This is a genomic window from Streptomyces lavendofoliae, assembly GCF_014649735.1.
GTDB lineage: Bacteria > Actinomycetota > Actinomycetes > Streptomycetales > Streptomycetaceae > Streptomyces > Streptomyces lavendofoliae.
The window spans coordinates 44,163-62,402 of sequence record NZ_BMTP01000015.1 but is presented as its reverse complement, the minus strand read 5'-3'; the positions used below and the strand labels follow the sequence as shown (position 1 = coordinate 62,402).

Here is an 18,240-nt window from a genome sequence, read left to right as displayed (position 1 = left end):
TCAGGCGCCCAGGACCCGCCGCAGGTAGTCGTTGCCGAACACCCGGTCCGGGTCCAGGCGGTCACGCAGCGCGGTGAACTCCCCGAAGCGCGGGTAGACCTCCGCGAAGTACGCCGCGTCCCGGGTGTGCAGCTTGCCCCAGTGCGGCCGCCCGCCGTGGGCCGTCATGATCCGCTCCGTCGCCGTGAAGTACGAGCGGTACGGCGTGCCCTTGTACATGTGCACCGCGATGTACGCGGTGTCGCGGCCCGAGGCCGTGGAGAGCGTGATGTCGTCGGCGGGCGCCGTCCTCACCTCCACGGGGAAGCTGACGCGCAACGGCGACCGGTCGATCATCGCCTTCAGCTCGCGCAGGGCGTCGACCGCCGTCTCCCTCGGCAGCGCGTACTCCATCTCCACGAACCGCACCCGGCGCGGGCTGGTGAAGACCTTGTAGGGGACGTCCGTGTAGGTGCGCGCGGACAGCGCCCGGCTGGAGACCCGGGCGATGGCGGGGACGGTCGCGGGCACCGCCCGGCCGAGCGAGTTCACCACCTGGAACAGGCCGTTGGACAGGAACTCGTCCTCCAGCCAGCCGCTGACCCGGCCGGGCGGCGCCGGCGGACCAGCGCTGCGGTTGTTGCGCTTGGTGTTGCAGTTGCCGGTGTGCGGGAACCAGTAGAACTCGAAGTGCTCGTTCTCCGCGTGGAGCGCGTCGAACTCCGAGGTGACCCGGTCGAAGGACATGGGTTCCTCGCGCGCGGTGAGCAGGAAGACCGGCTCCACGGCGAAGGTGAGGGCCGAGACGATCCCCAGGGCGCCCAGCCCTGTCCGGGCGGCCGCGAAGACCTCGGGGTTCTCCTTCTCGGAGCAGGTCAGCACCCGGCCGTCCGCGGTGACCAGTTCCAGCTCCCTGACCTGCGCGGCGATCGAGGCCGAGTCCCGGCCCGTACCGTGCGTACCGGTGCTGACGGCGCCCGCCACGGTCTGCTCCATGATGTCGCCCATGTTCGTGAGCGACAGGCCCTCCCGGGCCAGGGCCACGTTCAGCCGCTTCAGCGGAGTGCCCGACTCCACCGTCACGGTCATCTCGCGCCGGTCGATCCGGCGTATGCCGGTCAGCAGGTCAGGACGGACCAGCACGCCGTCGGTCGCGGCGATGGACGTGAACGAATGGCCCGTACCGACCGTCTTGACCCGCAGGCCCTCCCGGGCGGCGGACCGCACCGTGTCCACCAGCTCCCGCACGGAAGCCGGACGGGCCTCCCGTACCGGCCTGGCGGTCACGGTCCCCGCCCAGTTACGCCACGTGTCCTTCTCGCTTCGGCTCCGCAGAGCCCTGAGAGTCCCGCTCACGCTGCCCCTCCCGCGTCGGCACCGGCCTGCGCAGCCGGCGGTACCCCAGGAACGCCACCAGGGCCGCGAGCACTCCCGCGATGCCGGGCACCGCGTACCCCGCGGCCGCCCCGTGGGCGTCGACCACCCAGCCGGCGGCCGAGGAGCCGAGCGCCACGCCGACCGCGAGCCCGGTACCCGTCCAGGACATGCCCTCGGTCAGTTTGGTGCGCGGTACGTGGGTCTCGACGAGGGCCATGGTCGTCACCATCGTCGGCGCGATGGCAAGGCCCGCGACAAAGAGCGCCACGGCCAGGAACGGCAGGCTCCCGGCCAGTTGGAGGGGGATCATACTCACGGCCATCGCACACACGCCCACGACCCAACGGCGCGACGGCTCACCCTTGAGGTGCAGCAGCCCGAAGACGGCACCGGCCGCGCAGGAGCCCAGCGCGTACACCGCCAGCACCAGGCTGGCCGCCGCCTTGTGGCCCTCCTCCTCGGCGAACGCCACCGTCACCACGTCCACCGCGCCGAAGATCGTGCCGGTGGCGACGAACGCGGCCACCAGCACCTGGAGGCCCGGGGACCGCAGCGCCGAACCGCCGGAGTGCTGCTCGACCGGGTGGGGCTTCGGCTCGGTCGCGCGCTGAGCGGTCAGCCACCACACGCCGACCGCCAGGAAGACGGCCGCCAGCAGCGGGCCCGCCTCCGGGAACCACACGGTCGACAGCCCGATGGAGATGATCGGCCCGAAGATGAAGCACACCTCGTCGATGATCGACTCGAAGGAGTACGCGGTGTGCAGCTCACGCGGCGAGCCGCGGTAGATCGTCGCCCACCGGGCCCTGGTCATGGCGCCGATGCTCGGCACCGAGCCGGCGGCCGCCGAGAAGACGAACAGCGTCCACTCCGGCAGCTCCTGCTGGGCACAGACCAGCAGCCCCGCCACGGCCACGACGGTGACCAGGGTGGCCGGGCGCAGCACCCGCCGCTGCCCGTACCGGTCGACCATCCGGGAGACCTGCGGGCCGAGCACGGCGGCGGAGACGGCGAGCGTCGCGGAGAGCGCGCCGGCCAAGCCGTAGCGGCCGGTGACCTGCGAGATCATCGTGACGATGCCGATGCCCATCATGGCCAGCGGCATGCGGCCGAGGAAGCCGGCGGTGGAGAACCCCACGGTGCCGGGAGCGGAGAAGATCGCGCGGTAGGGACTGGGCAAGGTGGTACTCCGGCCGGGATGGCGTAGGGCGCGCGTGGCGTAAGGCGTATGGGCAGTCTGCACAGGTTACGTCCGAAAGGGTGACGGCGCACGGCGGTTTCCCGGCTGTCCGACCCGGGTGGCAGGATCGATCCCATGTCCGATGCCATGGCCGACCCCGTGTCCGATCAGCGCGATCCCACCCCGTACGACGCCCTGCTGCTGCTCTCCTTCGGCGGTCCCGAGGGCCCCGACGACGTGGTCCCGTTCCTGGAGAACGTGACCAGGGGCAGGGGCATCCCCAAGGAGCGCCTCAAGGAAGTGGGGCAGCACTACTTCCTCTTCGGCGGCGTCAGCCCGATCAACGACCAGAACCGCGCGCTGCTCGCCGCGCTGCGCAAGGACTTCGCGGACGCCGGCCTCGACCTGCCCGTGTACTGGGGCAACCGGAACTGGGCGCCGTACCTCACCGACACGCTGCGCGAGATGGTCGCCGACGGCCACCGCCGGATCGCGGTGCTCGCCACCAGCGCCTACGCCTCGTACTCCGGCTGCCGTCAGTACCGCGAGAACCTGGCGGACGCGCTCGCCACGCTGGAGGCGGAGGGCCGGCCGCTGCCCCGGGTCGACAAGCTGAGGCACTACTTCAACCACCCCGGCTTCGTCCGGCCCATGGTCGAGGGCGTCCTGACGTCCCTGGCCAAGCTCGACGAGTCCGTCCGCGCGGGCGCCCACCTGGCCTTCACCACGCACTCCATTCCGACGTCGGCCGCCGACGCCTCCGGACCGGCGGGGGAGCACGGCGAGGGCGGCGCGTACGTGAGGCAGCACCTGGACGTCGCCCGGCTCGTCGCCGACGCCGTCCGGGACGAGACGGGCGTCGAGCACCCCTGGGAGCTCGTCTACCAGTCCCGCAGCGGCGCCCCGCACATCCCCTGGCTGGAACCGGACATCTGCGACCACCTGGAGGCCGTGCACGCCGCCGGGGCGCCGGCGGTCGTCATGGTCCCGATCGGGTTCGTCTCGGACCACATGGAGGTCCTGTACGACCTGGACACCGAGGCCACCGCCAAGGCCGCCGAGCTGGGCCTCCCGGTGCGCCGCTCGGCGACCGTGGGCGACGACCCGCGCTTCGCGGCGGCCGTCCGCGACCTGGTCCTGGAGCGCGCGGCGGCCGAGCGCGGCGCGGCGGTGGAGCGCTGCGCGCTGGGCGCCCTCGGCGCGTCGCACGACCTGTGCCCCGCCGGATGCTGCCCGGCCCGTACCGCGCGGCCGGCGGCCGCCGGTGCCGACAGCCCGTACGCCTGAGGAGACGCCGTGACCGACCCGCGTGACCCGCTCCTGAGCGAGCTCCTCGACCTGGCCCTGGAGGCAGGCCGCCGTGCCGGTGCCCTGCTGCGCGACGGCCGCCCGGCCGACCTCGGAGTCGCGGCGACCAAGTCGAGCCCGATCGACGTCGTCACCGAGATGGACATCGCCGCCGAGAAGCTGATCACCGACTTCCTCGCGGAACACCGCCCCGACGACGGGCTCCTCGGCGAGGAGGGAGCCGCCGCGGAGGGCGTGAGCGGTGTCCGCTGGGTCGTCGACCCGCTCGACGGCACGGTCAACTACCTGTACGGCCTGCCGACCTGGGCGGTGTCCATCGCCGCCGAGCGGGACGGCGAGACCCTCGTCGGGGTCGTCGAGGTGCCGATGCGCGGCGAGACGTTCCGCGCGGTCCTCGGGGGCGGCGCGTTCCTCGGTGACCGGCCCATCCGCTGCCGGCCCGCCCCGCCGCTGGACCAGGCCCTGGTCTCGACCGGCTTCAACTACGTGGCCGAGGTCCGTGCCCACCAGGCCGACGTGGCGCAGCGCCTGATCCCCCGGCTCCGCGACATCCGGCGCGGCGGCTCGGCCGCGACCGACCTGTGCGACGTCGCGGCCGGCCGCCTGGACGGGTACTACGAGCGGGGGCTCAGCCCCTGGGACCTGGCGGCCGGGGCCCTGATCGCCCGCGAGGCCGGCGCTCTGACCGGCGGCCGGCCGGGGACGCCGCCGACGGGCGAACTGGCGGTGGCGGCGCCGCCGGGAGTCTTCGAACCGCTCCAGGCCCTCCTGGAGGACTTCGGCGCCTGGCACGACTAGCGGGGGCCTCCACCACCGCTCCGGCCCGCCACGGGCCCCTTCCGCGGCCACGCGGGCCCGTCCCGCGTCCGCCCGTCCCGCGTCCGCCGGGCCCCGTCGGCCGGGCCCCGTCGGCCGGGCCCCGTGTCCGGTCACGCGCCCGGAGCGGCATGCGAAAGGCCCCGGCCGGCCCGCAGGTGCTCGCGGGTCCGCCGGGGCCTCGGCCGTGCCCGGGATCAGGCCATTGCGGTGCTGACCTCCACGCCGTGCTCCGCCGCGAGGCGGCGCAGGTCGTCGAGCTCAGCCTGCTCGACATCGGCCAGGAAGTCGTCTCCCGTCTCGCGAGCCCGAGTGAGGTCGGTCTCCGTGGTCCTTATGCGCTGCAGCAGTCCTGCGGTGAAAGCGTCCATCGTGCGCCCCCTCGTCATGGGTCGGTGGCACGGGGGTGTGCCGAGGGTTGTCGTTCGATCACGCACAGCACCTCTGGGGGACAGAGCGATTTTTGTGGCGCGCCACATACGGGGCGTGATCTCGGGTGTGCAGTCGTCCTCCCCAAGGGCTTCCTCACGGAAACCTCAACTGCTGCGCGAATTCCGTTGATTCCCGTACCGCCGCACAGCGTCTCCCTCCCGTCACAGGTCGCCTTACCGCCGGTTTACGCGCGTACGGGGCAGGATGGACACGCACAGTCAGTGCGAGGTACTGCCCGGGACCGGGCTCGGAGGAAGGAACCACCTGTGCGCGTACTCGTCGTCGAGGACGAGCAACTGCTCGCCGATGCCGTCGCCACCGGTCTGCGCCGGGAGGCCATGGCCGTCGACGTCGTGTACGACGGGGCGGCAGCCCTGGAGCGCATCGGGGTCAACGACTACGACGTGGTCGTCCTCGACCGCGATCTGCCGCTCGTCCACGGCGACGACGTATGCCGCAAGATCGTCGACCTCGGCATGCCCACCCGCGTCCTGATGCTCACCGCGTCCGGTGACGTCAGCGACCGGGTGGAGGGCCTGGAGATCGGCGCCGACGACTACCTCCCCAAGCCGTTCGCGTTCAGCGAGCTGACGGCCCGGGTCCGGGCGCTGGGGCGGCGTACGACGGTGCCGCTGCCGCCCGTCCTGGAGCGGGCCGGGATCAAGCTCGACCCGAACCGGCGCGAGGTCTTCCGGGACGGCCGGGAGATCCAGCTGGCGCCGAAGGAGTTCGCGGTCCTCGAGGTCCTCATGCGCAGCGAGGGAGCCGTGGTCTCCGCCGAGCAGCTGCTGGAGAAGGCCTGGGACGAGAACACCGACCCCTTCACCAATGTCGTGCGGGTCACCGTGATGACCCTGCGCCGCAAGCTCGGTGAACCGCCGGTGATCGTCACCGTGCCGGGTTCCGGGTACCGGATCTGATCCCGTGGCCGCGACCCCGACGCCGACCCCGGCGCCACCACAGGCGCCCCCCAAACCGACCTGGGACCCCAGGGAGCCGGTCCGCCCCTGGCTGCGCCCGACGATCCGCATACGGCTCACGCTGCTGTACGGCGGGATGTTCCTGATCGCCGGCATCCTGCTGCTGTCGATCATCTACCTGCTGGCCGCCCAGGCCCTCCACATCGGCAGCGAACTCCCGTTCAAGATCGTCAACGGTCAGGTGACGAGCAACGTCTGCAACTTCCCGGTCGAGGCCGGCCCCGACCAGTTCAACCGGGCGATGAACTCGTGCGTCAACCAGCAGCGCCAGCACGCCCTGGACGACCTGCTGCGCCGCTCGCTCTTCGCCCTCCTGGGCCTCAGCGTCATCGCCTTCGCCTTCGGTTACGCGATGGCGGGCCGGGTGCTCTCGCCGCTGGGCCGCATCACCCGTACCGCCCGCAACGTGGCCGGTACCGACCTCTCCCGCCGGATCGAGCTGGACGGCCCGGACGACGAGCTGAAGGAGCTCGCCGACACCTTCGACGACATGCTGGACCGGCTGGAGCGGGCGTTCACCGCACAGCAGCGGTTCGTCGCCAACGCCTCCCACGAACTGCGGACGCCGCTGGCGATCAACCGCACCCTGCTGGAGGTGCACCTGTCCGACCCGGGCGCACCGGCCGAGCTGCACCAGCTGGGCAAGACGCTGCTGGCCACCAACGAGCGCAGCGAGCAGCTCGTGGAGGGCCTGCTGCTGCTCGCCCGGAGCGACAACGAGGTCGTGGAGCGCAAGCCGGTGGACCTGGCCGAGGTCGCCTCGCGCGCCATCGACCAGACCCGGGCGGAGGCCGAGGCCAAGGGCGTGGAGATCCGTGGGGAGCGCGCCCCCGCCACCGTGCAGGGCAATGGCGTCCTGCTGGAGCGGATCGCCCTGAACCTGGTGCAGAACGCCGTCCGGTACAACGCCGACGGGGGCTGGGTGGAAGTGACCACCGGCACGCAGCCCGGCCAGGCGGTGCTGGTGGTGTCGAACACGGGGCCGGTGGTCCCGGCGTACGAGATCGACAACCTCTTCGAACCGTTCCGGCGGCTCCGGCAGGAGCGCACCGGCAGCGACAAGGGCGTCGGACTGGGCCTGTCGATCGCCCGGTCGGTGGCGCGGGCCCACGGGGGCCGTATCATCGCGGAGCCCCGCGAGGGCGGCGGCCTCGTCATGCGCGTCACGCTTCCGGTGTGACACGCCGGACGAGCCGTCCCCGGTGTTCGCTTCACGCGGAATTTCCGTGACCGCTTCACGGGAGTTCCGTGTGTGATCGATCACAAGGAACCGTTTCCGGTCATCCACTCTCCGTGATCAAGAATTCCCCCGGAAAACCAGGAAAAGTCCGGGTTTCCGGGGGGTGGGATCACGGGAAGTACACGGGGTGGCGCCCGTCGGGCGCGACTTCCGGACCGTGTACGGTCCCGTTCGCCATCCAAACCCGATCCCCTTCGAGGGGCCCGGTTGGGTGTCGATTGAGTAACAGACCTTGATGTGAGGCAAAATCTCCGCCTCAGGTCGGGCACAAGTCCGGCCTCTCACGCGTTACGTGCGCTGGAGACACCGCAACCACCCAGAGGGGGAGAGCGACATGGCAACGGATTACGACACCCCACGCAAGACCGACGACGACGTCGACTCGGACAGTCTTGAAGAGCTGAAGGCACGGCGGAACGACAAGTCGACGTCGACCGTCGACGTGGACGAGTTCGAGGCCGCCGAGGGCCTGGAACTGCCCGGTGCGGACCTTTCGAACGAGGAACTGGCCGTCCGGGTGCTGCCCAAGCAGGCCGACGAGTTCACCTGCATGAGCTGCTTCCTGGTCCACCACCGCAGCCAGCTGGCCCGCGAGAAGAACGGCCAGCCGATCTGCCGCGACTGCGACTGAGGTCCGTCGGCCGTGGCAGGCGACACCCCTTCTCGGAAGCGACGCTTCCGGCTCCCCAGGAAGCCGGAGGCGTACCAGGGCGGCACAGACCCGGCACCAGGCGCTCACGACGCGCCCGCCGAGCACTCCGCCCTCCTGCCCCCTCCCGGCGCGCGTGACGACGAGCGGGGCCCCTCGGCCTCGCTCGAGGCAGCCGGAAGGGCAGGGGCGCCCGCCGGGCCGGACGGAGCGGCCGGTACACCGGCCGTGAAGCCCGCCGGGGGCCGGCGCCTCGACGCCGTCAGGCGCGGCGTGCACAGGAGCCGTGAGGGCGCCAGGGCGGGCCTCGCCCACCTCGCCGACCGGCTCATCGAGAACGCCCCGCGCGTTCCCGTCCGGGACCTGGCGACCCTGCGCCGGCAGTTCCCGGACCTCACGCCCGAGCAGCTCGCCGACAAGCTGATCACGGGCGCGGCCAACGCCACCTCCACGGTGGGCGCCGGTATCGGAGCGGCCGCCATGCTCCCCGTACCGCCGGCGATGCCGGCCGAGATGGCCGCCGAGATCACGGGCGTCGCGGCGATCGAGCTGAAGCTCATCGCCGAACTCCACGAGGTCTACGGACAGCGGCCCCCGGGCGGCCTCAAGGAGCGTGCGACCGCGTACCTCACCTCCTGGACGGAGGAGCGTGGGATCGACGTCACCAAGCCCACCACCGTCCACACCGCTCTCAGCGGTCGCATGAAGCGCGAGCTGCGCCAGCAGATCATGAAGCGCATGGTGCGCAACCTGCCGAACCTGATGCCGTTCATGGTCGGAGCGGCCGTCGGCGCCGTCATGAACCGGCGCGACACCAAGAGGCTCGGCGAGCGCATCCGCAAGGATCTCCGGAGCCGGCAGGTCCCCTGGGACGCGCTGCCGCAGCTGCCCCCGCTGGAGCAGCCGGAGAACCCCAAGGAGATCGGCTTCTAGCCGCCCCCGCCGGCCCTCCGGCCCCGTCCCGTACGCCGGGTGGCTACGCCTGCGCCCGTACGCCGGTCAGCGCGGCCGCCAGGGCCTCCGGGTCGCGGCTCGACAGGTACACGTACGGCGTGGGATCGGCCGGGTCCGTCACCTCGACACGCACCGCCCGCGGGACGTACCCGCGCATCAGCATGAACGCGCGCGTGTCGGCCTTGTACGTCCGCCAGGCGCGCGCCTCCTCGGCGTCCAGCACCTCGGGCTCGCCCAGCGCCGACACCGGGACGCGGGCGTCCCCGGCGACCAGCGAACCGGCCACCACCCTGACGCGGGCGGAGCCGTACGAACTGACCCCCACGCACGCGAGCGCGCCGGACACGATCACGCCGCCCAGCATGGGCAGCGTGCCCAGCGGCAGCATGATCAGCCCGCCGGCGACCCCGACCAGGGCGGCCAGCAGCCACCAGGAGCGGGGAGCGGTGAGACGCTCGTCGTACTGCGGGGCGGAGGCCGGGACGGAGGCCGCTGCGGAAGGCTGCATACACCCAAGCTTGGCACGGCGCGACCGGTGGTCCGCCGCGCGGGTAAGGTCTCCCGCTGTGAGCACTGCACTGACGCCCCCGGCCGACGCCATACCGCCGGTACGGCACCCCGACGCGCCCGCCCCCGGCGAGCTGCTGGGCGCCCACTACGAGCACTGCTTCGGCTGCGGCGGCGGACAGCCCCACGGGCTGCACCTGGCGGCGCGGGCCGGCGAGGGCGTGACGATCACCGCCGAGTTCACCGTCACGACCGACCACCAGGGCGCCCCGGGCCTCGCGCACGGTGGGATCCTCGCCACCGCGCTGGACGAGACCCTCGGCTCGCTGAACTGGCTGCTGCGGGTCGTGGCGGTCACCGGCCGGCTGGAGACCGACTTCGTGCGCCCGGTGCCCGTGGGCACGGTGCTGCACCTGGAGGCCGAGGTCACCGCCGTACACGGCCGGAAGATCTACTGCACGGCGACGGGCAGGATCGGCGGCGCCGAGGGCCCCGTCGCGGTCCGCGCCGACGCCCTCTTCATCGAGGTCAAGGTCGATCACTTCATCGACAACGGCCGCCCGGAGGAGATCCGGGCGGCGATGGCCGACCCCGACCAGGTCCGGCGCGCCCGCGCCTTCGAGGTGAACCCCTGATGCGCAACCCTGTCGACGTCCTGATCCGCCGCGTGGACCCGGAGGTGCCCCTGCCGTCGTACGGGCACCCGGGCGACGCGGGCGCCGATCTCGTCACCACCGAGGCCGCCGAGCTGGCCCCCGGCGAGCGCGCGGTCCTGCCCACCGGCGTGTCCATCGCGCTGCCCGACGGGTACGCGGCGTTCGTGCACCCGCGTTCGGGCCTCGCAGCTCGTTGCGGAGTGGCCCTCGTGAATGCCCCAGGGACGGTGGATGCCGGGTACCGTGGGGAGATCAAGGTGATCGTGGTCAACCTGGACCCGCGCGAGAGCGTGCGGTTCGAACGGTTCGACCGGATCGCCCAACTGGTCGTTCAGCAAGTCGAGAAGGTCCGTTTCCACGAAGTGGCGGAGCTTCCCGGCTCGGCGCGGGCCGAGGGGGGCTTCGGGTCCACCGGCGGTCATGCCGCCACGGAGGGCTGGACGGGTGGGAATCGATACGCTTCGGTCGTATCCGACCGGGAAGGACAGTGACGTGTTCGGACGTCGCAAGAAGAGCGGTGCCGCTGCCGAGGCAGCGGGCGAGGCCGAGCAGGTCGTCGACGAGGTCGGCACTGATGACGCGGACGGTGAGCCGCGCCGGGTGAACCTTCCGCCGGCACCCCGGCCCGACGGTCCGTGGGACGTGTCCGAGGTCTCCAGGCCCGAGGAGGGCCGGGTGGACCTGGGCGGCATGTTCGTGCCGGGTGTCGAGGGCATGGAGCTGCGGGTCGAGGTCGCGGGCGACGCGATCGTCGCGGCGACGGTGGTGCTGCGCGACAGCGCCATCCAGCTGCAGGCCTTCGCCGCGCCCAAGAAGGAGGGCATCTGGGGCGAGGTCCGCGAGGAGATCGCCTCCGGCATCACCCAGCAGGGCGGCATCATCGACGAGGTCGAGGGACCGCTCGGCTGGGAGCTGCGTGCCCAGGTCCCCGTCAAGCTGCCGGACGGAACCGGTGGCGTGCAGCTGGTGCGCTTCGTCGGCGTCGACGGCCCCCGCTGGTTCCTGCGCGGTGTCATCTCCGGGCAGGGCGCGGTGCAGCCGGAGGCCGCGGGGCTGCTGGAGCAGATCTTCCGGGACACCGTCGTGGTCCGGGGCGAGGGACCGATGGCGCCCCGCGACCCGATCGTCCTGAAGCTGCCGAACGACGCGCAGATGGTGCCCGAGGGCGTGCAGCAGGAGGACCAGGAGACGTCGCGGTTCTCCGGCGGCATGGGCCAGCTCCAGCGCGGCCCGGAGATCACCGAGGTCCGCTGAGCCGTCGGCCGAGCCGCACCACCGCGTGAGGACCACGCGCCATGGGCCGCACCCCGTCCACCGGGGGGCGGCCCATCGCGCTGTCGACCGGCGCCGAGTGCCGTTCCGGCCCGGGCCGGCGGCCGGGGCCGGAACCGGCGGCCGGGCGTATCAGAATCCCGTCAAGAGGTCCGGGAAGCGACCTCCCCGTCCCATTTGCCACGGCACCTGGTCGTAAGGTCTACGCACAAGCAGTCGAACGACACACAGCGACAATGAGGCAATGGGACGCGGCAAGCTTCGGATCTACCTCGGCGCGGCACCGGGCGTCGGCAAGACGTACGCCATGCTCGCCGAGGCACACCGCCGCGTCGAACGGGGCACCGACTGCGCCGTCGCCTTCGTCGAGCACCACGACCGCCCCCGTACGGAGGCCATGCTCGACGGCCTGGAACGGATACCGCCCCTGGAGCTCACCCTCCAGGGCGCCGCCCTCGCCGAGATGGACGTGGACGCGGTCCTGGAGCGCCGGCCCGCCGTCGCCCTCGTGGACGAGCTCGCCCACACCAACCTCCCCGGCGCCCGCAACGCCAAGCGCTGGCAGGACGTCGAGGAGCTGCTCGCCGCCGGCATCGAGGTCATCTCCACCGTCAACATCCAGCACCTGGAGTCCCTCGGCGACGTCGTCGAGTCCATAACCGGCGTACGCCAGCGGGAGACCGTCCCCGACGAGGTCGTCCGGCGCGCCGACCAGATCGAACTCGTCGACATGTCGCCCCAGGCGCTGCGCCGCCGCATGGCCCACGGCAACATCTACAAGCCGGACAAGGTCGACGCGGCCCTCTCCAACTACTTCCGCCCCGGCAACCTCACCGCCCTGCGGGAACTGGCGCTCCTCTGGACCGCCGACCGGGTCGACGAATACCTCCAGCAGTACCGCGGCGAGCACAACATCCGCACCACCTGGCAGGCCCGCGAGCGCATCGTCGTGGGCCTCACCGGCGGCCCCGAGGGCCGCACCCTGATCCGCCGCGCCGCCCGGATGGCCGCCAAGGGCTCGGGCAGCGAGATCCTCGCCGTGTACATCGCCCGCAGCGACGGCCTCACGTCCGCGTCCCCCAAGGAGCTGGCCGTCCAGCGCACCCTGGTGGAGGACCTCGGCGGCTCCTTCCACCACGTCATCGGTGACGACGTCCCCTCCGCGCTGCTGGAGTTCGCCCGCGGGGTCAACGCCTCGCAGATCGTCCTCGGCTCCAGCCGCCGCAAGACATGGCAGTACGTGTTCGGCCCCGGCGTCGGCGCGACCGTCGCCCGGGACAGCGGACCCGACCTCGACGTCCACATCGTCACCCACGAGGAGGTCGCCCGGGGCCGGGGCCTGCCCGTCGCGCGCGGCGCGCGCCTCGGCCGCTCCCGGATCACCTGGGGCTGGCTGACCGGCGTGGCCGGGCCCGCCCTGCTCGCCGTGCTCCTCACCCACATCGACGCGGACCCCGGTCTCGCCAACGACATGCTGTTGTTCCTATCGCTGACGGTGGCGTCCGCGCTGCTCGGCGGCCTGGCCCCGTCCCTGGCGTCCGCCGCCTTCGGGTCCCTCCTCCTCAACTGGTTCTTCGCCCCGCCGCTGTACCGCTTCACGATCGCCGACCCCAGGAACATCGTCGCGATCGCCGTCTTCTTCGGGGTCGCCGTCTCCGTCGCCTCCGTCGTGGACCTGGCCGCCCGCCGTACCCACCAGGCGGCCCGGCTGCGCGCCGAGTCCGAGGTGCTGTCCTTCCTGGCCGGCAGCGTGCTGCGCTTGGGGGTTCCCCCGGCGGAGCGAGGGGGAGAGACCGCCCTGGACGCCCTGCTGGAACGGGTCCGCGAGACCTTCTCCATGGAATCGGTGGCGCTGCTGGAGCGCGCGAGCGACGTCGAGCCGTGGACCCGCGCCGGCAGCGTCGGCCGCCGGCCCGTGGCGCGCCCCGAGGACGCCGACGTCGACATGCCGGTGGGCGACCACATGGCGCTCGCCCTGTCGGGCCGCGTCCTGCCCGCCGAGGACCGCCGGGTGCTGGGCGCGTTCGCCGCGCAGGCCGCCGTCGTGCTGGACCGGCAGCGGCTGGTCGGCGAGGCCGAGGAGGCCCGCAAGCTCGCCGAGGGAAACAAGATCCGCACGTCGCTGCTGGCCGCCGTCAGCCATGACCTGCGTACCCCGCTCGCGGGCATCAAGGCGGCCGTGTCGTCTCTGCGGTCCGACGACGTCGAGTGGTCCGAGGAGGACCGCGCCGAGCTCCTCGAAGGCATCGAGGCGGGCGCCGACCGGCTCGACCACCTGGTGGGCAACCTCCTGGACATGTCCCGCCTCCAGACCGGCACGGTCACCCCGCTGATCCGCGCCATCGACCTCGACGAGGTCGTCCCCATGGCGCTGGGCGGCGTGCCCGACGGCAGCGCCGAGCTGGACATACCCGAGAGCCTCCCGATGGTCGAGGTCGACAAGGGCCTGCTGGAGCGGGCCGTCGCCAACGTCGTCGAGAACGCCGTCAAGTACGGACTCGGCGCCGCCCCCGTCCTGGTGTCCGCCAGCGCCATGGCCGACCGCGTCGAGCTGCGCGTCGTCGACCGGGGCTCCGGTGTGCCCGACGAGGCCAAGGACCGCATCTTCGCCCCCTTCCAGCGCTACGGCGACGCGCCGCGCGGCGCCGGAGTGGGCCTCGGCCTCGCCGTCGCGCGCGGGTTCGTCGAGGCGATGGGCGGCACCATCACGGCCGAGGACACCCCGGGCGGCGGCCTGACCATGGTGCTCACCCTCAAGGCGGCAGTCCCCGCCGCCGCTCCCCACGTCCCCCCACTGGAGAAAGCAGGCCCCCCATGACGCGGGTGCTCGTGGTCGACGACGAGCCGCAGATCGTACGCGCCCTCGTGATCAACCTGAAGGCGCGGAAGTACGAGGTCGACGCCGCGCCCGACGGCGCCACCGCGCTGGAACTGGCCGCCGGCCGCCACCCGGACGTCGTGATCCTCGACCTCGGCCTGCCCGACATGGACGGCGTCGAGGTGATCAAGGGACTGCGCGGCTGGACCCGCGTACCGATCCTGGTGCTCTCCGCACGCCAGACCTCCGACGAGAAGGTCGAGGCCCTGGACGCGGGCGCCGACGACTACGTCACCAAGCCCTTCGGCATGGACGAGCTGCTGGCGCGGCTGCGCGCCGCCGTGCGGCGGGCCGAGCCGGTCGGCGGCGGGGACGACGCCACGGTCGTCGTCGAGACCGCCGGCTTCACCGTCGACCTCGCGGCGAAGAAGGTCCAGCGCGACGGCCGGGACGTCCGGCTGACCCCCACCGAGTGGCACCTGCTGGAGGTGCTCGTCCGCAACGGCGGGCGGCTCGTCAGCCAGAAGCAGCTGCTCCAGGAGGTGTGGGGACCCTCGTACGGCACCGAGACCAACTACCTGCGGGTCTACATGGCCCAGCTGCGGCGCAAGCTGGAGGCGGACCCCTCGCACCCGCGGCACTTCATCACCGAGCCCGGCATGGGGTACCGGTTCGAGCGCTGATTCCCCGGCAGTGGGGGCCGGTACGCTTTCTGTATGAGTGCTGCACCGCGAACCGAGAAGCAGACCGGCCGTTTCCGCCGGATGCTCGACCGGCTGTCCAGCTCCCAGGGGGAGCTGGAGTCGGAGGAGCTCCGGGAGGACACGCAGGCTTCGGGGTGCACCCGTATCTCGGACTGTGACGACCGGCAGATAGTCAAGGTGACTGGTACCTTGCGGACGGTCACTCTGCGCCCCAGGGCCGGTGTCCCCGCCCTGGAGGCGGAGCTCTTCGACGGCACGGCCCCGCTGGACGTGGTGTGGCTGGGCCGCCGTTCCATCGCGGGCATAGAGCCCGGCCGCAAGCTCATCGCCTCCGGCCGGATCTCCATGAGCCATGGGCGCAGGGTGCTCTTCAACCCCAAATACGAACTCCGACCGCTCGGACAGGAGTAGCCGGTGACGTCAGTCGACAAGCCGACCACCACCGACCCAGACGCCCCCCGGGGCGACGCCTCCCAGGGCGCGCACCCCGCGAACGGCGCGCACGACGCGAAGGCGGTGACGGAGGCGGCCCTCTTCGACGCCTTCGGCGGCGTACGCGGCATGGTGGAGACCGTCCTCCCCGGGCTGCTCTTCGTCACGATCTTCACGATCAACAAGGACCTGCACCTCTCGGCCATCGCGGCACTGGGCGTCTCCCTGCTGCTCGTCGCGGTCCGCCTGATCCGCCGCGACACCGTGAAGCACGCCTTCAGCGGCGTCTTCGGCGTCGCCTTCGGCGTGGTCTTCGCGATGATGACCGGCAACGCCAAGGACTTCTACCTGCCCGGCATGCTCTACACGCTGGGCCTGGCGATCGCCTACATCGCCACCACGATCGCCGGCGTCCCGCTGATCGGCCTGATGCTGGGCCCGGTCTTCAAGGAGAACCTCTCCTGGCGCACCCGTAACCCCGGCCGCAAGAAGGCGTACGCCAAGGCCAGCTGGGCGTGGGGCCTGATCCTGCTCGCCAAGTGCGCGATCCTCTTCCCGCTGTACTGGTGGGCCGACACCACCCAGCTCGGCTGGGTGCTGGTCGCCCTGAAGATCCCGCCGTTCCTGCTCGCGGTCTACCTGACGTGGATGTTCCTGGCGAAGGCGCCGCCGCCGATCGACGTGTTCGCGGAGATGGAGGCGGAGGAGCGCGCCGAGGAGGAGCGCAAGGCCGCCGCGGCCCGGGCCGCCCGCCCGCAGCCCCACGACGAACTCTGACCCCGCCCCGCCCGTCCGGGCGGGACGCGATCGGGTACGCCGCCGCGGGTGCCCCGGCCACGCAGGGCAAGCCGCGGCGGTGCCGCACCGGGCGGGTGCCCGGGCGTACGCCGCCGCGCCCGGTACGCCGTCGGCGCGCCGGCGACGTACGGCGGGCGGCGCGGGCCGCCCACCCACGTACGCAGCCCGGCCCGCGTCCCGCACGACGGGCCCGCGTATGCCGCGCCGGCCCGGGGTACACCGCGCCCGGCCCGCCCGACCCGGCACCGCGCCCGCGTGACCGCTACCCGGCACCGCGCCCGCGTGACCGCCACCCGTCACCGCGCCCGACCCGGCACAGGCCCGGCCGCCCACGGCGAAGGGCCCCGAACCGTGCCGGTTCCGGGCCCTTCAGCGAGGCGGTACAAGCCGTACGCAGCAGCCGCCGCCGTACGGCGACGCGTCAGTCGGCCATGTCCTCACGGCGCACCGACAGCAGGTCCTCCAGCTGCTCCTCGCGCGCCTGGGCCGCGACGAAGAGCAGCTCGTCGCCGGCCTCCAGGGTCTCCTCGGCGCTCGGCGTCAGCACGCGCGACCCGCGGATGATCGTGACCAGGGACGTGTCCTGCGGCCAGGCGACGTCGCCCACCGACGTACCGGCCACCCCCGACTCCGGCGGCAGCGTCAGCTCCACGAGGTTGGCGTCGCCGTGACTGAAGCGCAGCAGCCGGACCAGGTCGCCGACGCTCACCGCCTCCTCCACCAGCGCCGACATCAGACGCGGGGTCGAGACGGCGACGTCGACGCCCCACGACTCGTTGAACAGCCACTCGTTCTTCGGGTTGTTCACCCGCGCGACCACCCGGGGAACCCCGTACTCGGTCTTGGCGAGCAGGGAGACGACGAGGTTGACCTTGTCGTCGCCGGTCGCCGCGATGACCACGTTGCAGCGCTGGAGCGCGGCCTCGTCCAGCGACGTGATCTCGCACGCGTCGGCCAGCAGCCACTCCGCCTGCGGAACCCGTTCCACCGAGATCGCGGTCGGCGCCTTGTCGATGAGCAGGACCTCGTGCCCGTTCTCCAGCAGCTCGCCCGCGATGGAACGGCCCACCGCGCCGGCGCCCGCAATAGCCACCCGCATCAGTGACCGCCCTCCTCAGGGCCTTCGGCGAACGCCGCCTCGACCTTCTCGATCTCGTCCGTCCGCATCATCACGTGCACCAGGTCGCCCTCCTGCAGCACCGTCTGCGACGTCGGCAGGATCGCCTCGCCCAACCGGGTGAGGAAGGCGACGCGTACGCCCGTCTCCTCCTGGAGCCGGCTGACCTTGTGCCCGATCCAGGAAGGGGAGGTGTGGACCTCGGCGAGCTGGACGCCGCCGCTCGGGTCCCGCCACAGGGGCTCGGCGCCGGACGGCAGCAGCCGCCGCAGCATCTGGTCGGCGGTCCAGCGCACCGTCGCGACGGTGGGGATGCCCAGGCGCTGGTACACCTCGGCGCGCCGGGGGTCGTAGATCCGGGCGGCGACGTTCTCGATGCCGAACATCTCCCGGGCCACCCGCGCCGCGATGATGTTGGAATTGTCACCGCTGCTGACCGCGGCGAACGCCCCGGCCTCCTCGATCCCCGCCTCACGCAGGGTGTCCTGGTCGAACCCGACGCCGGTGACGCGCCGTCCGCCGAACCCGGAGCCCAGCCGCCGGAAGGCCGTGGGGTCCTGATCGACCACGGCGACCGTGTGGCCCTGCTGTTCCAGGGTCTGCGCGAGTGCGGCTCCCACTCGCCCGCAGCCCATGATGACGATGTGCACGTCTGCTTACCCCGCACTCCTGGTCATCTTGCTGACCTGCGAAAACACCCTGCTCACTCTTCTCTCTCAGCCTGCGTGCGGTGTTGCCCGATCACGAGCTTATGCCGCTGGTGCGCTGTTGCCCTCATCCGAGGCGGCCGACGCGTCCGCGGCTCCTTTCGGCCACCCACCGGTACGGAACCCTCCGTGAGGGACGCCACCGCCGTCCGCCCGGTTGCCGCCGGAACCAGGGGCGCACCGCGTACGGACCACGGAGAAGCGTAAGGACCGGAACGCGCCGCCGAGCGGGAACCCCGCAGGAAGAGAGCCCGAAGCGGAGGTGAAGGGACGGCGAACGGCGGGCGGGAGGAGGTGGAGCGGGCGGATCGGTG

Annotated in this window: 19 protein-coding genes; 13 read left to right on the top strand and 6 right to left on the bottom strand. The window is 72.3% G+C overall.

Annotated features, from left to right (window positions below; all coding sequences use genetic code 11):
• Window positions 1-1,314, bottom strand: coding sequence for a D-arabinono-1,4-lactone oxidase (locus IE109_RS25710; protein ID WP_189553797.1), 1,314 nt, complete (start codon window positions 1,312-1,314; stop codon window positions 1-3).
• Window positions 1,280-2,536, bottom strand: coding sequence for an MFS transporter (locus IE109_RS25705; RefSeq protein ID WP_189553717.1), 1,257 nt, complete (start codon window positions 2,534-2,536; stop codon window positions 1,280-1,282). The genes IE109_RS25710 and IE109_RS25705 overlap by 35 nt, the downstream gene beginning before the upstream one ends.
• 159 nt (window positions 2,537-2,695) lie before the next feature.
• Between IE109_RS25705 and IE109_RS25700 the strand changes: the two genes are divergently transcribed.
• Complete coding sequence (locus IE109_RS25700; RefSeq protein ID WP_189553796.1) at window positions 2,696-3,823, top strand: ferrochelatase; 1,128 nt, start codon at window positions 2,696-2,698, stop codon at window positions 3,821-3,823.
• A 9-nt stretch (window positions 3,824-3,832) separates the two neighbouring features.
• Complete coding sequence (locus IE109_RS25695; protein WP_189553716.1) at window positions 3,833-4,642, top strand: inositol monophosphatase family protein; 810 nt, start codon at window positions 3,833-3,835, stop codon at window positions 4,640-4,642.
• Between the two features lie 215 nt (window positions 4,643-4,857).
• On the opposite strand, the gene IE109_RS25690 is transcribed toward IE109_RS25695, so the two are convergent.
• The gene (locus IE109_RS25690; RefSeq protein ID WP_189553715.1) at window positions 4,858-5,031 is read right to left on the bottom strand and encodes a hypothetical protein; all 174 of its coding nucleotides are present in this window, start codon (window positions 5,029-5,031) and stop codon (window positions 4,858-4,860) included.
• Window positions 5,032-5,358: 327 nt separating this feature from the next.
• On the opposite strand from IE109_RS25690, the gene IE109_RS25685 reads away from it, so the two are divergent.
• The 4 genes from IE109_RS25685 (at window position 5,359) to IE109_RS25670 (ending at window position 8,894) form a co-directional block, all read left to right on the top strand.
• Entirely contained in the window at window positions 5,359-6,012 is a 654-nt protein-coding gene (locus IE109_RS25685; RefSeq protein WP_189553714.1) for a response regulator transcription factor, read from the top strand.
• Window positions 6,013-6,016: 4 nt separating this feature from the next.
• A complete protein-coding gene (locus tag IE109_RS25680) occupies window positions 6,017-7,252 on the top strand; it encodes a sensor histidine kinase (RefSeq protein WP_189553713.1) in 1,236 nt (411 codons plus the stop codon).
• 394 nt (window positions 7,253-7,646) lie between these two features.
• Window positions 7,647-7,943, top strand: a complete 297-nt coding sequence (locus IE109_RS25675; RefSeq protein ID WP_003955561.1) for a DUF4193 domain-containing protein — start codon at window positions 7,647-7,649, stop codon at window positions 7,941-7,943.
• 12 nt (window positions 7,944-7,955) lie between these two features.
• Entirely contained in the window at window positions 7,956-8,894 is a 939-nt protein-coding gene (locus tag IE109_RS25670) for a hypothetical protein (protein ID WP_189553712.1), read from the top strand.
• A gap of 43 nt (window positions 8,895-8,937) precedes the next feature.
• On the opposite strand, the gene IE109_RS25665 is transcribed toward IE109_RS25670, so the two are convergent.
• Window positions 8,938-9,423 carry a DUF3093 domain-containing protein gene (locus tag IE109_RS25665; protein ID WP_189553711.1) on the bottom strand — a complete coding sequence of 162 codons (486 nt, stop codon included), beginning with the start codon at window positions 9,421-9,423 and terminating at the stop codon, window positions 8,938-8,940.
• 58 nt (window positions 9,424-9,481) lie between these two features.
• Here IE109_RS25665 and IE109_RS25660 point away from each other — a divergent pair, with 58 nt between their 5' ends.
• The 7 genes from IE109_RS25660 (at window position 9,482) to IE109_RS25630 (ending at window position 16,081) form a co-directional block, all read left to right on the top strand.
• On the top strand, window positions 9,482-10,057 hold the full coding sequence (locus tag IE109_RS25660) for a PaaI family thioesterase (RefSeq protein WP_189553710.1): 576 nt from the start codon (window positions 9,482-9,484) through the stop codon (window positions 10,055-10,057).
• A complete protein-coding gene (gene dut, locus IE109_RS25655) occupies window positions 10,057-10,569 on the top strand; it encodes a dUTP diphosphatase (protein ID WP_189553709.1) in 513 nt (170 codons plus the stop codon). The genes IE109_RS25660 and dut overlap by 1 nt, the downstream gene beginning before the upstream one ends.
• A gap of 1 nt (window position 10,570) precedes the next feature.
• Complete coding sequence (locus IE109_RS25650) at window positions 10,571-11,332, top strand: DUF3710 domain-containing protein (protein ID WP_189553708.1); 762 nt, start codon at window positions 10,571-10,573, stop codon at window positions 11,330-11,332.
• Window positions 11,333-11,594: 262 nt separating this feature from the next.
• Window positions 11,595-14,168: a DUF4118 domain-containing protein gene (locus IE109_RS25645; protein WP_189553707.1), complete on the top strand. Its 2,574-nt coding sequence runs from the start codon at window positions 11,595-11,597 to the stop codon at window positions 14,166-14,168.
• Window positions 14,165-14,851 (top strand): response regulator, encoded by a 687-nt coding sequence (locus IE109_RS25640; protein ID WP_189553706.1) that lies wholly within the window; start codon window positions 14,165-14,167, stop codon window positions 14,849-14,851. Before IE109_RS25645 ends, IE109_RS25640 begins: the two co-directional genes overlap by 4 nt.
• A 33-nt stretch (window positions 14,852-14,884) precedes the next feature.
• Entirely contained in the window at window positions 14,885-15,283 is a 399-nt protein-coding gene (locus tag IE109_RS25635) for an OB-fold nucleic acid binding domain-containing protein (RefSeq protein WP_189553705.1), read from the top strand.
• A 3-nt stretch (window positions 15,284-15,286) separates the two neighbouring features.
• Window positions 15,287-16,081 carry a DUF3159 domain-containing protein gene (locus tag IE109_RS25630; RefSeq protein WP_189553704.1) on the top strand — a complete coding sequence of 265 codons (795 nt, stop codon included), beginning with the start codon at window positions 15,287-15,289 and terminating at the stop codon, window positions 16,079-16,081.
• A 442-nt stretch (window positions 16,082-16,523) separates the two neighbouring features.
• On the opposite strand, the gene IE109_RS25625 is transcribed toward IE109_RS25630, so the two are convergent.
• Window positions 16,524-17,201 (bottom strand): potassium channel family protein, encoded by a 678-nt coding sequence (locus tag IE109_RS25625; protein ID WP_189553703.1) that lies wholly within the window; start codon window positions 17,199-17,201, stop codon window positions 16,524-16,526.
• Window positions 17,201-17,869, bottom strand: a complete 669-nt coding sequence (locus tag IE109_RS25620; protein ID WP_189553702.1) for a potassium channel family protein — start codon at window positions 17,867-17,869, stop codon at window positions 17,201-17,203. Before IE109_RS25620 ends, IE109_RS25625 begins: the two co-directional genes overlap by 1 nt.
• Window positions 17,870-18,240 lie beyond the last annotated feature (371 nt).

What these genes read in the sequence shown, in the direction of transcription:
- IE109_RS25675 (WP_003955561.1), top strand. Translation starts at nt 7,647, where the DNA reads ATGGCAACGGATTACGACACCCCACGCAAGACCGACGACGACGTCGAC.
- IE109_RS25625 (WP_189553703.1), bottom strand. Translation starts at nt 17,201, where the DNA reads ATGCGGGTGGCTATTGCGGGCGCCGGCGCGGTGGGCCGTTCCATCGCG.
- IE109_RS25640 (WP_189553706.1), top strand. Translation starts at nt 14,165, where the DNA reads ATGACGCGGGTGCTCGTGGTCGACGACGAGCCGCAGATCGTACGCGCC.
- dut (WP_189553709.1), top strand. Translation starts at nt 10,057, where the DNA reads ATGCGCAACCCTGTCGACGTCCTGATCCGCCGCGTGGACCCGGAGGTG.
- IE109_RS25665 (WP_189553711.1), bottom strand. Translation starts at nt 9,423, where the DNA reads ATGCAGCCTTCCGCAGCGGCCTCCGTCCCGGCCTCCGCCCCGCAGTAC.
- IE109_RS25645 (WP_189553707.1), top strand. Translation starts at nt 11,595, where the DNA reads ATGGGACGCGGCAAGCTTCGGATCTACCTCGGCGCGGCACCGGGCGTC.
- IE109_RS25690 (WP_189553715.1), bottom strand. Translation starts at nt 5,031, where the DNA reads ATGGACGCTTTCACCGCAGGACTGCTGCAGCGCATAAGGACCACGGAG.
- IE109_RS25635 (WP_189553705.1), top strand. Translation starts at nt 14,885, where the DNA reads ATGAGTGCTGCACCGCGAACCGAGAAGCAGACCGGCCGTTTCCGCCGG.